General features: G+C 43.1%; 16 protein-coding genes. 2 read left to right on the top strand and 14 right to left on the bottom strand.

The annotated features are described in order from the left end of the window. Positions 1–84: 84 nt before the first annotated feature. The 14 genes from LZG73_RS01980 to LZG73_RS02045 all read right to left on the bottom strand — a co-directional run bounded on the left by LZG73_RS01980 (position 85) and on the right by LZG73_RS02045 (position 12,343). On the bottom strand, positions 85–1,428 hold the full coding sequence (locus tag LZG73_RS01980; RefSeq protein WP_233845817.1) for a Gfo/Idh/MocA family protein: 1,344 nt from the start codon (positions 1,426–1,428) through the stop codon (positions 85–87). A 625-nt stretch (positions 1,429–2,053) separates the two neighbouring features. Continuing rightward, positions 2,054–2,635, bottom strand: coding sequence for a Crp/Fnr family transcriptional regulator (locus LZG73_RS01985; RefSeq protein WP_233845818.1), 582 nt, complete (start codon positions 2,633–2,635; stop codon positions 2,054–2,056). A 147-nt stretch (positions 2,636–2,782) separates the two neighbouring features. Then, on the bottom strand, positions 2,783–3,451 hold the full coding sequence (locus LZG73_RS01990; protein ID WP_233845819.1) for a porin family protein: 669 nt from the start codon (positions 3,449–3,451) through the stop codon (positions 2,783–2,785). Positions 3,452–3,553: 102 nt separating this feature from the next. After that, positions 3,554–4,582: a hypothetical protein gene (locus LZG73_RS01995; protein ID WP_233845820.1), complete on the bottom strand. Its 1,029-nt coding sequence runs from the start codon at positions 4,580–4,582 to the stop codon at positions 3,554–3,556. Between the two features lie 20 nt (positions 4,583–4,602). After that, positions 4,603–5,340 (bottom strand): LytTR family DNA-binding domain-containing protein, encoded by a 738-nt coding sequence (locus LZG73_RS02000; protein WP_255696996.1) that lies wholly within the window; start codon positions 5,338–5,340, stop codon positions 4,603–4,605. Next, positions 5,337–6,422, bottom strand: a complete 1,086-nt coding sequence (locus tag LZG73_RS02005; RefSeq protein ID WP_233845822.1) for a sensor histidine kinase — start codon at positions 6,420–6,422, stop codon at positions 5,337–5,339. Before LZG73_RS02005 ends, LZG73_RS02000 begins: the two co-directional genes overlap by 4 nt. Position 6,423: 1 nt before the next feature. Continuing rightward, the gene (locus LZG73_RS02010; protein WP_233845823.1) at positions 6,424–6,825 is read right to left on the bottom strand and encodes a hypothetical protein; all 402 of its coding nucleotides are present in this window, start codon (positions 6,823–6,825) and stop codon (positions 6,424–6,426) included. A gap of 227 nt (positions 6,826–7,052) precedes the next feature. Beyond that, on the bottom strand, positions 7,053–7,403 hold the full coding sequence (locus LZG73_RS02015) for a nuclear transport factor 2 family protein (RefSeq protein ID WP_233845824.1): 351 nt from the start codon (positions 7,401–7,403) through the stop codon (positions 7,053–7,055). Positions 7,404–7,568: 165 nt separating this feature from the next. Further along, positions 7,569–8,537 (bottom strand): zinc-dependent alcohol dehydrogenase family protein, encoded by a 969-nt coding sequence (locus tag LZG73_RS02020; protein ID WP_233845825.1) that lies wholly within the window; start codon positions 8,535–8,537, stop codon positions 7,569–7,571. Between the two features lie 350 nt (positions 8,538–8,887). Further along, complete coding sequence (locus LZG73_RS02025; protein ID WP_233845826.1) at positions 8,888–10,492, bottom strand: Na+/H+ antiporter; 1,605 nt, start codon at positions 10,490–10,492, stop codon at positions 8,888–8,890. A 99-nt stretch (positions 10,493–10,591) separates the two neighbouring features. Then, positions 10,592–11,035: an OsmC family protein gene (locus LZG73_RS02030; RefSeq protein ID WP_233845827.1), complete on the bottom strand. Its 444-nt coding sequence runs from the start codon at positions 11,033–11,035 to the stop codon at positions 10,592–10,594. Next, positions 11,032–11,334 (bottom strand): GNAT family N-acetyltransferase, encoded by a 303-nt coding sequence (locus tag LZG73_RS02035; protein ID WP_233845828.1) that lies wholly within the window; start codon positions 11,332–11,334, stop codon positions 11,032–11,034. The genes LZG73_RS02030 and LZG73_RS02035 overlap by 4 nt, the downstream gene beginning before the upstream one ends. A 19-nt stretch (positions 11,335–11,353) precedes the next feature. Continuing rightward, entirely contained in the window at positions 11,354–11,584 is a 231-nt protein-coding gene (locus tag LZG73_RS02040; protein WP_233845829.1) for a (4Fe-4S)-binding protein, read from the bottom strand. Between the two features lie 174 nt (positions 11,585–11,758). After that, positions 11,759–12,343, bottom strand: a complete 585-nt coding sequence (locus LZG73_RS02045; protein ID WP_233845830.1) for a Crp/Fnr family transcriptional regulator — start codon at positions 12,341–12,343, stop codon at positions 11,759–11,761. A gap of 275 nt (positions 12,344–12,618) precedes the next feature. Here LZG73_RS02045 and LZG73_RS02050 point away from each other — a divergent pair, with 275 nt between their 5' ends. Beyond that, a complete protein-coding gene (locus LZG73_RS02050; RefSeq protein WP_233845831.1) occupies positions 12,619–13,302 on the top strand; it encodes a hydrolase in 684 nt (227 codons plus the stop codon). 165 nt (positions 13,303–13,467) lie between these two features. Next, positions 13,468–13,668 carry a hypothetical protein gene (locus LZG73_RS02055; RefSeq protein ID WP_233845832.1) on the top strand — a complete coding sequence of 67 codons (201 nt, stop codon included), beginning with the start codon at positions 13,468–13,470 and terminating at the stop codon, positions 13,666–13,668. Positions 13,669–13,695 lie beyond the last annotated feature (27 nt).

Genomic DNA, 13,695 nt, shown 5'->3' on the forward strand with positions numbered 1-13,695 from the left:
TTGCTGCGAATTTCCTCAAAATTGCCTCAGCTTCCGCAAAGACTTCTGCCTCTCCGGCCACAAATGTCACATTAGAAGTTAGAATTAAATAGTTGGTTTCCAGCCATTTTCATATTCTCGTGACCACAGTTTTTGTGCATCTTTGTCACCCACGATATGGCCGTTTTGTGGATCTATTTTCAGGTCTCGGCCTACCCGCCAGGCAATGTTGCCGAGCTGCATAGAGACAACGCTTTTGTATCCCAGTTCCACATCACAGTTTGGACGGCGGTCGTTCTTGATCGCATCCAGGAAATCGGCCACGTGCAGACTGTCCATACCCAGGCTCGGACTTGCCAGGTTACGTCCCTGCACATCAGCTTTCTCCTGTGATTTCACTTCTTTTACCAGCTTTCCGTCCAGGTCGTATACTGCATATTCGTCACCGCCCGTATCAAGGCTTCCGTTCTCCCCATAGAATATGATACCACGGTCAAGCCCTTCGATTTTTCGTCCATTAGAACTTCTTGACTCCCAAATCAGCGATATGCGGCCCGGAAAGTCCATAGCAATTACTTGCGTATCAGGCGTTTCCCAGTCGTCTTTGAATTCATATCTTCCGCCGATAGAGCTTACACGGGTTGGAAAGTCAACGCCGAGTCCCCAACGTGCTACATCCACTTCATGCGTGCCATTGTTGAGCGCCTCGCCCGTTCCCCAGTGCCAGAACCAGTGCCAGTCGTAGTGGATCAGACCTTCTTTGTAAGCCATTCTTGGGGCTGGGCCCTGCCAGAGATCGTAATCAAGCCAGGAAGGCACAGGACCCGGTTTTAATATAGTAGCCTTGCGTTTGTTGGTATACCAGGTTTTGGCCAGATACACCCTGCCGATAATCCCTTTGTGCAATTCTTCGATCCCTTGCGTCAGGATGGGAGCCGAACGGCGCTGAGCGCCCATTTGAACCACCCGCTTGTATTTGCGCGCAGCCTCAACCGCCAATTCGCCCTCTCTGGGGTTATGGCTTAATGGTTTTTCCACATACACGTGCTTTCCAGCCTGGCAACTCATAATTGTCAATGGAGCGTGCCAGTGATCAGGTGTGGCAATGTAGATCGCGTCGATAGATTTATCTTCCAGCACTTTACGGCAGTCTTTCTCCGATTTCGGTGTTTGTATCTGTTTAGCATCCATAATGGCTTGAATAGCCTTCGGAATGGCACGTTCATCCACATCACAAACGACCCCGACTTCCGCGCCTTTCTGTCCGGCAATAGTAGCCCCCATGCTTTTTCCGCGGCTGTTGACACCAATTGTGGCAACCCTTATGAGCTCATTGGCGCCAATGATACGGTTATAACTTTTGGCACTAAAACCAAAAGCGGACCCTCCTATTGCCATACCAAGCGAACCGGCTGCGGCTTTCTTTAAAAATTCGCGTCTGTTTTGCATAACTTTTAATATGTTGATCTCATGTTTTGAAAGAAAACATAAGCTCCATTCTCCTGCAAAAAGATGTGTCCCCTATCGACTGTGCCTGAAAGCTCGCACAAAATTTTTAAATTTTCGGCGCCTATAAGGTGCCCATTGTTATCATCGTCCGCTAATATAGTGACTTAAAACAAGCGCTCTTAGGCCAGGATAGATATCTTCTTTAGTAAATAGCGCGGATATTGAGCTTTATCCGCTCATTATGGGAAGCGCATTGTTGGCTTGGCGGAGATAGTGATTAGAACACCTAACAATTCGCTATACCATTTTTTTGCTGCTGCATGGCCAGTCGCATAAAAGTTAACGGTGGCAAGACCGCGCAAAACATGTGAATTTCCATTACTTTAATTAGCATGTTTGACAATAGTTACAGAACTGAACAGGCTTAAATGCCAGGTACAAATTGGCAAAATAAACTAATAAAAGCTTGAAGAAAACCGACATCTTGACAGTCCCGATCAAAAATTAAAATTGTGAAATTACGCGGGCCGAAGGCATCAGCAACTTCGCAGTCATATGGAACGCCAAAAATGCCACTTAAAACATTGTAGGTAAATATGCTGTTTTTTTAAAGGCCGACCGGATACTAAACGTAGCTTTGTCTTCTTAGCCTGCTTAATGATTCTTTTGTAACTCCCAAATACGACGCGATGAAATGCTGTGGGAACCGCTGTAAAAAATGCGGATAGTTTCTTTCAAATTCCTGGTACCGCATCTCTGCTGTGGTGCATATCATTGAATTTATTCTTTTGTTCAAAGCAATAACGTGCCTATCATCCATTACTCTTAGCATTTGTGCTATCGCAGGGATATTATCTTTAAGCTCATAGATATCTTTGGGTGAGATAATCAACATTTCAGTGTCTTCCCATGCTTGAATATTGTACTCCGATGGATCAAGTGAAGTTAAACTTGCGCGGTCGTCTGCCCAGTAATTTTCAATATAAAGCTGTACGATTTTCTCGTTTCCTTTTTCATCAATGCAAAACTGGCGCATCGCTCCCGTTGTGATGAACGCAGAGTACTTTGCTACATCACCTGCTCGTAACAAGTATTGCCTTTTGCGTAGGGTTTTTGCTTGGAATTTACTTTTGATCAATTCGAATTCCAAGCAATTTACTTGTAAACCTGAATATCCCTCAATGTAACTAATCAGTTTCTGAAACATTTAATCGCTGTTATGTCATACGAATTTAACTAAAAATCACTGTACGCTATATACGCTTTTCATCCAATCTCAATATTTTCAGGCTAAATTCTAGCAAGTGTCTCCAACCTTTATCACACATTGCCGCCTAATTTCAAAAATCGTAAATCAAAGAATGGTAAAGCCTAGTGTTGCCTGAAACAGGTTGCTCTTTTTACCAAATTGCGAGGCGGTTGTTGCATTAGCAAAATGAATTTTCATAATATTAGTGAAATTGCCTTCATAACGTACATCTAAACTCAATCTTCCAAGGTCAAGACCAACGCCAGCCTGGTAACCAAATGCTAATCGGTTTTTAAATTCAGCTTTTGAGTTCTCCCCTGTTATATCATCAAATGAATCGCTGATTTTACCATTCTTATTTAATCGTAGCGATGCCATTGGACCAACATTGATGCGAACAAACCTTGCAATGCGCACCCCGAAAAGGACAGGAACATCAAAGTTGGAAAAACGCACGTCCACTTTCCCATCATTTAATACACCATCCTCATATACATTGAATTTGCCTCCCTTTTGGGACAATAAGATCTCTGGCTGGATATAGAACGTTTTACCAAAGCGGAAGAAAACTCCTCCCGCGAACCCAAGTGAACGGTTATCGTTGTCCCTAAAATCGAATGCATTACCACCTGGTGAAAGACTTAAATCGTTACTGCCATTGATATTGGATAAGTTAGCACCTGCTTTGATTCCGAATCTAAAAGCAGGGTCGTATTGTGCACTTGCCGCGTAGCTAATTGTAAACATATACAGGGCAATCATTATATTTTTCATGTGGATATTTGTTTAAAATAAATTGAATTGAAATTGATAAAAATGTTAAAAAGTGATGTACTTCGGGTGGAAATGCAGTAGTGAAAGAAAGGGAGATGAAGATTATTTTTTTACTATATTATTTAATTCTGCATCAAACAATTTCGCAAATTCCCGGCTGCCTATAATGTGGTCTGTTTTCTCTGCATTTTTGGCCAGGTCATATCCCCACTCGGTCGCAGCTTTTCGCTGAACAGGAGTGCCATGGTGCAGCTCGCTTTCAAAATCACAATCGCCAAGATTCGAAAACACCTCCGCGACTCTTTGCACGCTTTTCCACTCCATAGCTGCTCCCCGAGAGTGCGAGAGGAAGTAAGCTGCGTATGCATCGGCCATTAATTCGGTGCGGCGGTTACCTGCCGGGGTTAGTGGGATACTATAATCTTTTATTCCCAAATCATACTGGATGTGATGCGCATATTCATGGGCCAGAATAGCCTGGGGCGCAATATCTCCGTAGCCAAGCGCATCAAAAGGCTGCAAAAGCGCATCTCCAAAAACGATTTTATCCTTAACCTGACCAACAACAGGATAATTTTTCTGCTGATGGGCGTATGCATTAAAAGTGAAAAAAGGATGATTTCCGTTGAGATATTCAGGATAAGTCTTGAACAAGGTAGCCAGCGAGTCAGCATATTTATTGGCCTTTTCCAAACTATATCCATATTCTGCTTGATACACGTTTATCACTTTATCCCGGTCCTGCAACATGGTGCCATGTGCTGCAACCATAAGGATGTTGTCTGAATTAATGTCCCAGAAACCTTGCAGATTTTTAAAGGTCTTTTTTAATTGAGCAGTATACTCCCCTTTCACACCAAAATATTGTTTTTCAGAATCTTCCTCACTGAACATGGCAACGAAAATGCCCAGCTTCCCAGCCTCCTCATTACTAAGTATGCTTATGGCCCCTTTACTCCAACCACTGATTTGCTTTAAAAGCCAAAGATTTGAAGGACTAATGCCTTCACAAGGCGTGGGAATCACTTCTGGTAAATCCGGATTAACCGGATGATCCATGATCTCTTTGCAACTAAAAAGCAGCACAAATGAGACGGTAAAAATTACCGCAAAAAGATTACTTCGTTTCATTAAATACTTATTTGATTAAATTACTCGATTGAATTATTCGGAGGCATGGAAAGTAACTTCGCATTGATCATTTCAAAAAACTCCTTTCGATAGGCTTCGCCAATTGTAATAGGCTGTTCTTCATCTATGATGCGGACCATGTTGCCTTCAATGGCAGTTAAATGGCTTAGAGAAATAATAAATGATTTGTGTATCCGTACAAATCCCATTGAAGAAAGTTGTTCAGCAAGCTCCTTTAATCTCAAATAGGCCGTAATCTTGCGCTGATCATTCATGTGGATTGTGGCATAATTACCCTGGCCTTCGATATAGGTAATTCTGCGGGAGTCAATTTTTAGAAGCTTGCCTTTTTGTTCAGTTTTTACAAATACATAATGATCCTGATCACTAATCGGGCGAACGTTATTTTGAATGATCCATAAACGATTGACCGCTTTTAGAAACCTTAAAAAAGGGATTGGTTTTAATAGATAGTCTACTACGGCATGCTCAAATCCTTCAAGAGCATATTCCTTGTAAGCAGTAGTCATAATCACATGGCAATTATTACTGATCAGCTTCAATATTTCAATGCCCGTCAGATTTGGCATTTGAACATCCAGAAAAACAAGCCCTGGTTTGAGATCACCAATCATTGCTAAACCCTTAATAGGATTTGTTGCCGTGCCGACTAATCTCAAAAAATGCACATGACTGATATGCTCTTTCAACAAATCGATGGCATGCTGTTCATCGTCAATGATAATGCAATCTATCATGCTGGAAGTGTTATCTTTAATGACACATTAAAATGCGTTTCACTTTCGTCTATTAAGAACTTGGACCGATTTCCGTAAGTCAAGCTAAGCTGCTGACGGATATTATGAAGGCCAATCCCATTTGAAAGTGCTTTCACTCCTTTTCCCTTTTTGTTGTTGATTTCAAATGTTAATTCATCTACGGATGTGTTAATTCTGATCCGTAAGGGATTGGCGGGGTCATGCAGATCACCGTGTTTGAAAGCATTTTCAACGAGTGTGATCAATACCAGTGGAACAATGCTAATAGACTGGTCGTCAATTTGTTCATCGTAGTGAATATTTAACCCGTGATTATGACGACGCTGATTGATCTCAATTACATTTTTCAAATGTTCCAATTCATCGACAATATTGACGGTTCCATCGATATTGGCACTTTTTCCCAACGCGTATCTCATAATGTTAGCCAGCATCAGAATTGAATCCGCAGTTTCTTTATCGAGTTTGATGACCTTTCCATAAATAAAGCTCAATGAGTTGAACAAAAAATGAGGATTAATCTGGTGCTTTAAGGCTTTGAGTTCTGCCTCGGTCTTTTCTTTTTCCAGCATAATTCGCTCTTTGTCTTTATGAACCCATTCAACCAATAATGCCACAGAAAAGCTCGTAACCAGGACAAATACATAAGATATAACTAGCACCCATCTCATGCTATCTTCGGGCAAACCAGCCGGAGAAGAATCGGTCATGCTGCGGGCTTGCTCTGCTCGCTCCATCAAAAAGAAAATGTAGTCATAAGCAAACTTGACTATAAAGAACACCAGCCCAATAATCACAGCGACGCGAATTCTACGCTGATGACGCATCGCAGGAAGGATCACTACGAAAATTAAAATATAATGGGTAATTACCGATTCAATAACAAAGATCAGTGTATTGAAAAGCAAACCAGTGCGACCAGCAAAGTTCCGTGCGGTCTGCGCAGGATTTACGACGTACGAAAGCAAAAAAAACGAACCATAAACCAGTAGAGAGAACAAGGCTAAGAATGCTAACCGCCTGTAATTCACTTTAAAAAAGTTCAAGGCCGCTTTTAACATCCTATTCGTATTTAATGAATGTGGCTACAATGCTTTTTTGCTTAATATCCGTTGTTGATGAGGAATTGGTAGCCATAATTTTCTCTTTTTTCGTTTTGGACGCCACTGCTGTGCCGTTCTGCTGGGTAGATACCACTTCTTCGGTAAGATTCATAATTACGCCGTCCGCACCTTTGCTCTTACCCAGCTCAATCACTTTTTGCTGCGCAGCGTCTATTGAACCGAACCCTTTTGCAAGCTTAGTAGAACCCATCGTAATGTGATTTCTTTTTACATCTGTCTTATCGAGATAGATATCTACGTTTTCAGTTGGTGAAAAGGTTTTTCCAAAATAAGATGGCTTGGAGCATGCTGCTAATAACGCAATGAACAGGATGACGAGTAAGTGAATTAATACTTTCATTTTAAATGTTTATTATTTGAAACAAAAGTAATTCGGCGGGCAAACGAGAAAAAATATATTATTCGAACAGGCATTTTGTATATGCAAATCGGGAAAATATATGCTGTTTCAATTGCGAGGGGAGGTATCAATACCAAGGTAAACCTAAACTAGCTGGTCGCTGTGCTGTAATGAACGTGTAGCGAGAACAATTCAGGAAGATAAAACGGGGTGCTTTTGTGAAATGTCTATGGAATTTCGATGACGAATGCTTTCAGCTGAGCCATCTTGCCATCCTGAAAACGCCAGACGTCGCAGTAGGAGTAGTTAATTTTTTTTCCATCTTCGTCCTTCATGCTGATTTCTCCAATTGCTGAAACGAAATCACCTTCGGCGATTAAATGTTCAACATTAAACTCTGGCGGCTCCACATATGCTATTTTCATATATGCCCGGACGGCATCCTTTCCTTGGAGAGTTTTATCACCGACGAATTCAAACTGAATATCCTCGGCACAAAACGACAAAAATCCTTCATTATCTCCTTTGGCCACAGCATCATTTGCTTTTAATAATACGGCCTTATTATCTACATTCATATTGAAACAGGATTATATCAAGCTTGTTATGACCAACCTATGTTTGGATGGCCTTTATAAATTCAAGTACGTGAGAAATTCGACGTAGTTTCCTTCCGCCAAAGCTTTGTTCGCCATTATAAAAATATCTTGATTGATCATATCTGATACTTACGCAATAACTGTTTAATTGCCTATTTCTACACCGATCTTTCCATAAAAATCTTTATCACTGTCCCTAAACTCAAGCAAGCTGTGCGCATTGCCTATTTCCGATAATGGGAAAACTTTGTTTAATACAGGTTTCAGCTTCCCGGCCTCTATCAGCTTTGTAAGTTCGTCCAATTTATTTCTGCTCTGCCTAGTAAATACAAAATGGTAAGTTGCATTTTTCCCCCACGCGTGTATCAGGTTTTGCGGCTGTTCAATGTCAACTAATGTTATAACCTGTCCCATTTGACTTAAAATCTTACCGCTGTCTGAAAGCGTGTTACCGCCAATAGTATCGATCACAACGTCCACGCCTTTGTTATCTGTCAGATCTAAGATCGTATCGATATAATTTTCCTTTTCATAGTCAATGGTATGATCCGCTCCCAACCCTTTGAGAAACGCATGGTGCACTGTTCTCGCTGTCGTGTAAACGGTCGCGCCCATAGCCTTGGCTATTTGAATGGTGGGTATTCCGACGCCGCCTGCACCACCATGTATCAAGATCGTTTGATTGATCTTAAGTTGGGCCCTGGTATAAAGCATTTCCCAGGCAGTACCGGCTGCCAAAGGAAATGTTGCAGCTTCTAAATGGCTTACGTTTTTCGGTTTGATACCGATTATGGATTCCTTAGCCACATGATATTCTGCATAACTTCCATGCCCGTTGAAAATTTCGGGAGTATAATACACCTCATCACCAATCTTAAAATTTTTAACACCTGCTCCAATCTCAGTGATCACCCCGGACACATCGTGCCCGGTAATGACCGGAAGCTGCAATTCATTGATGTAATCCCCCCGGCGGACCTGAAAATCCAGCGGATTCACTGATGTTGCCAGCACTTTTACAAGTACTTCATCAGATCCTGGCTTTGGGGTTGTGACATCTAATATTTCAAACTTTTCAACCGACCCGAACTCGTTTAATACTGCTGCTTTCATAATGTATTTTGTTAAATTCTCGGGTTTGACATTAAAATGCTATAAGTTATCTCTGGTCAGCAGAGCTAACTGTTGTATTGATTCACCATGTAAAAATGCTATCGAAAAACGTCGGAAGACGATGAGATATGATAAAAAATGACGTCGACAATTGTCTACCGTGACAAGTTCAACTCATCGCAATAAAAAAGGCTACAATTAAGATCGCAAGGCCGCCAATGAATACCATGTAAGCGTTTTCTTATTTTTCTCCTTCGCAAAGCCTTAACGACGGCTGCGAAACCTTTTTTAAGGAATTTGACCTGTTCTTTCTTTTTGCTCATCGTTTATAATTTAAAATGATATTCCGATCAAAGCGGACTTTCAGATACACGCAAATCATTGATGTCCAGCATTTGTTCCGCCTTGCGTATCGCTTCGTCTGTATAGACTTTTTCGTTTTTCATTTTAGATAGTTCTTTTCGCTGATGATCGTGGATATCGGCCATTACCTGCTGAAATTCCTCCCTTTCAATGTTCCTGTTGATACATACTTCGACAGACCTCAGGTACTCCTGTTGTCCTTCAATTTCGCGTTCAAGTTTTTTTGCATAACCTTTCAATAGGCTATTGCCGCTAGCCAAGGTGTGTCGCGCGTTCAGCCGCTGCAGCGCCACGGTATCCAGCCTTAGCTTGATGCCAGCATGTTGTTCATGATCAGGAAGTATCGGGTCAAGCTCACCAATGTCGGTTAATTTGATAACTGCTGGAAGGGTCAGTCCCTGAAAAACAAGGGTAACAAAGATCACCACGAAGGTGATGAAGATGATCAGATCGCGATGAGCGAAGGCTTTTCCGTCACTCATGTATAGCGGTATGGATAAGGCCGTTGCCAGTGATACCACACCGCGCATGCCTGCCCAGCCAATGATGAGTGGATTTTTCCAGCCCGGCGATGGCTTTAACTTTTCCTTTTCGCTGAACCAGCGCAGAATATGCACGCTACAGAATACCCACAAAAGCCTGATCCCAATTGCAATGAAACTGATAAAAATGCCGTATTTGATGGCCTCTGCCATGGATACATCGCCAAGGCCACGCACGATCTCCGGCAAATCCAACCCTATCAAGATAAACACCAGGGTATTCAGTGCAAAAATAAGCGTGTGCCATACCCCCGTCATATTCACCCTTGTCCTACCAGTCTTAAACATTTCATGCGCACGGAAAGACATGAACAAGCCTCCGCTCACGACGGCCATCACGCCGGAAAAATGGAAATGCTCTGCCGATAGAAACAGGATGTAAGGCGTCATTACTGTTAACGTGGCATCAATGGCAGGCGACGTGGGCATAAAACGATGGATTACATACATGACATGCGCACCAGCCAGGCCGACAACGATCCCCATGCCCGCAACCAAAAAGAATTGCCCGGTTGCCTGCTGCATGGAAAAGGCTCCGGTGAGTATGGCCGCTAGTGCAAATCGGAAAACTATGAGGGAGGATGCGTCATTCACCAGGCTTTCGCCTTCTAGTATTGTAATAGTCCGGCGCGGTACTTTAAGTCCCTCTAAGACCGTAGTAGCAGCTACCGCATCCGGCGGGGAAATGATGCCGCCGAGCAAAAACCCCAAGGCCAATGTAAATCCGGGAATAAAGGAATGGGCGGCATACGCGACGACGAACGAAGTGATGAATACCAATCCAAAAGCCAGCATGGCAATGCCGCCGCTCCACTTTTTAAATTCTTTCCAAGAGGTATACCACGCAGCTTCATACAGCAATGGGGGCAAAAAAACGAGAAAAATCAGTTCGGGCTCCAACTTTAACAACGGTATGCCAGGAATAAAGCCAATGCCTAATCCGGCCAACACCAAAAAGATCGGATAAGCTATACGTAACTTTTGTGCGAGCATGACCAGCAGCATAGCTGCGAAAAGAAGTGCCAGGATAAAAAGCAGGTTGTCATGCATTTCCGGTCAAAATTGATATGCTAAAAGTGAACTGATAAAAAACCCATCTTTGTGCTGCGGGATCACGTCGTTGAATGGTTGATCTCCGGATCTGTATTTTTAAGGCGTTTCTGTGATTACCAATGCCGATGTCCCGAATTCTGAATTGATTTCGATACTTCCTTTTAAGATCTTAGAGACTGGGCAATTCTCTGCTACCCGGATTAGTCGCTGCTGCAGAGCCTCATCTGCGGCTCCCGGAACGGCTATGTGGCGTATAATATGGATAACCGTCCTTGTATTCGAAATCTTCTGAAACATGTTCGCTTCAACACTGATCTCCGGGATGTTCAGATCTTTAAGGTCAATGTACATCCTTAATGTCGCCAGCGTACATGACACCAGAGCGGAGAGCAGCAGCGTATAAGGATCGGGACCAAGGTCCTGACCGCCAACTTTTTCAGGCTCGTCGGTGATCAGTACACCGTTTCGCCAATGTATTTTGGCGAGGAATTTCTTGCTGCCAATAATCCCCTTAACAGGATGGTCCAATAAGTATTTCATTGATGCCAGTCTTTGAACCACACGTCTTCATATTCCCCGGGATGGCGATGAAACTGCGCATTCACGTACGGGCAAAGTGGAATGATTTTCAGATCTTTTTCTCTGGCGTAGCCGACCAGCTCGGTCAGCAGGAGTTTTGCAAAACCCCGGCCTTCGAACGCCTTGTCAACCTCGGTATGAAACACTGTTAGCCTACCTTCCATCATGGCAAGATCCATTTTACCTATCTGAGCCTCGTCCGAAAATAGCTGCACCTCGCCACGGGCGTGCCCTGTAAAAACAACTTTTGTACTTTCCATTTTCTTGCTGATAAATCATTTAAGATTCTCCTTTGATACTGAGTGCACCTGAGGGGCATTTGGCGATTTGCGCCGTCAATTCATCGCTGGCAGCATTCTCCGGCTTTATCCAGGGACGCGCCTTCGGGTCATAAACATTCGGAAGCGTCCGAACGCAAACGCCCGAGTGAATACATATTTTGGGTTTCCAGAGGATGGTTACTTCCCCGTTAGCATATTCGTAGACATCCATAATTTTGATTGTTTCCACTTTATTAAAAGAGCGAAGAGGCAAAGCATGGCCGGTATAGCCCCGCATGCAGATCGTTCTAATAATTGGTATGCAAATCTCCGCAGCGGGCAGCAATCAAAAAGATGACATTTGTTGAAAAATGAAGTAGATAAAAGTCTATTTTATCTGAGAGAGGAGCAAGTAACCGTGGTGTTATGTAAGCTTATTACTGCGGATGACACGGCTTAGTGTATCTTTATTAATGCCAAGATAAGAGGCAATAATGTGTTGCGGAAAACGAACGGCAAAGGCCGGGTAACGTTCCATAAGGTCAGTATAACGCTTGCCGGCATTGCCCGTTAAGGCCGAAGTAAGGCGCCTGTTAATTGCCATTTCCGCAGCCTGATACAGCTTCATTTCCATTTCAGTATACGCAGGAATATTACTGATCAGCTCTGCATCCCCTTCCCTTTTGACAATAAGCAATTCGCAAGGTTCCAGGGCGTCGATATGGTACCGGCTCGGGGTACGGTTAAAAAAACTCTCCCGATCGCCCATCCACCATTCCTCCAGGCCCAGTCTGACGACATGTTCCACTCCCTTATCATCTACTGAGTACATACGCATGGACCCTTTGACAATAAACCCGTAGTCCATGCAGATATCGCCGGCCTGCAAAAAGTATTCTTTTCTCTTCAATCGTAACGGCGTAAAGTTTCGCCTGATCATCGCCTTGTCCTCGCCCGAAAGTGGTTTGGAGCTGTATTTTTTCAGATAATCAAAAAATGCATTATACATCGGCAGCCCCGGTTTTATTACGTATTAAACATTGTGGATGGTCGTGTAAAGATAAATTAAAATGAATTTTTAAATCAATCAGGAATATTGAGATAATCCCTAAGAGTCTAATAAATAGGGCTTTACAAAATGTCGGCTCAGTAGGATCAAATGTCTACAAAAATTTAATAGACGAATGTCTACCAGTTTATTAAACAAATATCATCGTTCCGAGCAAACGAGTATGTGACATTTGCCTAACACAGATAGAGTATCCATTTATAAACTATCAAATTATGTCAAACATTCAGAAAAAAGGTCTTGATGCACTTTTGCGTCCTGAGGACAGTATCGTTGTGCTGATCGATCACCAGCCATTCCAGTTCGCTAACCTGCACAGCCACGAGCCTACTATGATTATCAACGCTGTTGCAGGCCTAGCAAAAGCTGCAAAGGTCTTTAACGTGCCAACCATTTTGACCACAGTTGTTGAAGAACGCGGCGGGTTCCTGATCAAACAGATCCAGGATGTATTTCCAGAGCAAAAACCCATCAACCGTACCTGGATCAATACCTGGCAGGACCCAGCCGTAACAGACCTTGTGGCAAAAAGTGGCCGCAAGCAGCTGATCATTGCCGGTTTATGGACAGAGGTATGCGTGGCGATGCCCGCCATCCAGGCTGCCGCCGAAGGCTATGATGTATTTGTTGTAACAGATGCCTGCGGGGCGGTTACAGCGGAAGCGCACGACATGGCGGTTCGGCGTATGGTACAGCATGGCATTACACCCATTAACTGGATAGCAGTCACATCTGAATGGCAGAGGGATTGGGCGCGGCTGGATACAGCTGCCCAGCTGGCCGGTCTGATGATCGAGCATACTTGGAGCAACTGGCGTAGCTTATGCATGGGAACAGCAATTACTCAATACACCTGTACCGGCGCAATAATCCCAAACACCTACTCCCATCCATATTGATCAGTTTAGGATCACATACACAAACGAAAAATCCATCAGCTGGTGCGGACCGGATCGTTGAGCAATCGCCCAAGGTGACGCTGCGGCTGGGATTTGAATTTTAGGTCTGCAAATATCTAGTCATGAAAAACCATAATCTTCGATATGATGCTTAGCTAATTCGTTATGAAAGACTTAAAAAAAGATTGTCGGGCACCTTCGGAGGAAAATGTTGATGAATCCCCGGCCGTCACAGAAAATAGTTGCCCGAAAGAGAATGCGGCAGAGAAATGTCAACATTCGGAAATAAAGAATTTAAGTTCAATAGATGTGCAGCAATCTATTAAGGACTATAATAACAGCTTATTTGGGAATTTAAAACAATGACTGCGCTTCTTAACCATTATTGAAAGC

Origin of the sequence: Dyadobacter sp. CY326 (assembly GCF_021390515.1) — a bacterium.
In the GTDB taxonomy this organism is placed as follows: domain Bacteria; phylum Bacteroidota; class Bacteroidia; order Cytophagales; family Spirosomataceae; genus Dyadobacter.

Excerpts from the sequence above, each read along its gene's own strand:
- LZG73_RS01990 (WP_233845819.1), bottom strand. The coding sequence starts at position 3,451 with ATGAAAAATATAATGATTGCCCTGTATATGTTTACAATTAGCTACGCG.
- LZG73_RS02045 (WP_233845830.1), bottom strand. The coding sequence starts at position 12,343 with ATGTATAATGCATTTTTTGATTATCTGAAAAAATACAGCTCCAAACCA.
- LZG73_RS02000 (WP_255696996.1), bottom strand. The coding sequence starts at position 5,340 with ATGATAGATTGCATTATCATTGACGATGAACAGCATGCCATCGATTTG.
- LZG73_RS02020 (WP_233845825.1), bottom strand. The coding sequence starts at position 8,537 with ATGAAAGCAGCAGTATTAAACGAGTTCGGGTCGGTTGAAAAGTTTGAA.
- LZG73_RS01985 (WP_233845818.1), bottom strand. The coding sequence starts at position 2,635 with ATGTTTCAGAAACTGATTAGTTACATTGAGGGATATTCAGGTTTACAA.
- LZG73_RS01995 (WP_233845820.1), bottom strand. The coding sequence starts at position 4,582 with ATGAAACGAAGTAATCTTTTTGCGGTAATTTTTACCGTCTCATTTGTG.
- LZG73_RS01980 (WP_233845817.1), bottom strand. The coding sequence starts at position 1,428 with ATGCAAAACAGACGCGAATTTTTAAAGAAAGCCGCAGCCGGTTCGCTT.
- LZG73_RS02015 (WP_233845824.1), bottom strand. The coding sequence starts at position 7,403 with ATGAATGTAGATAATAAGGCCGTATTATTAAAAGCAAATGATGCTGTG.
- LZG73_RS02035 (WP_233845828.1), bottom strand. The coding sequence starts at position 11,334 with ATGGAAAGTACAAAAGTTGTTTTTACAGGGCACGCCCGTGGCGAGGTG.
- LZG73_RS02055 (WP_233845832.1), top strand. The coding sequence starts at position 13,468 with ATGAAAGACTTAAAAAAAGATTGTCGGGCACCTTCGGAGGAAAATGTT.
- LZG73_RS02025 (WP_233845826.1), bottom strand. The coding sequence starts at position 10,492 with ATGCATGACAACCTGCTTTTTATCCTGGCACTTCTTTTCGCAGCTATG.
- LZG73_RS02030 (WP_233845827.1), bottom strand. The coding sequence starts at position 11,035 with ATGAAATACTTATTGGACCATCCTGTTAAGGGGATTATTGGCAGCAAG.
- LZG73_RS02050 (WP_233845831.1), top strand. The coding sequence starts at position 12,619 with ATGTCAAACATTCAGAAAAAAGGTCTTGATGCACTTTTGCGTCCTGAG.
- LZG73_RS02010 (WP_233845823.1), bottom strand. The coding sequence starts at position 6,825 with ATGAAAGTATTAATTCACTTACTCGTCATCCTGTTCATTGCGTTATTA.
- LZG73_RS02005 (WP_233845822.1), bottom strand. The coding sequence starts at position 6,422 with ATGTTAAAAGCGGCCTTGAACTTTTTTAAAGTGAATTACAGGCGGTTA.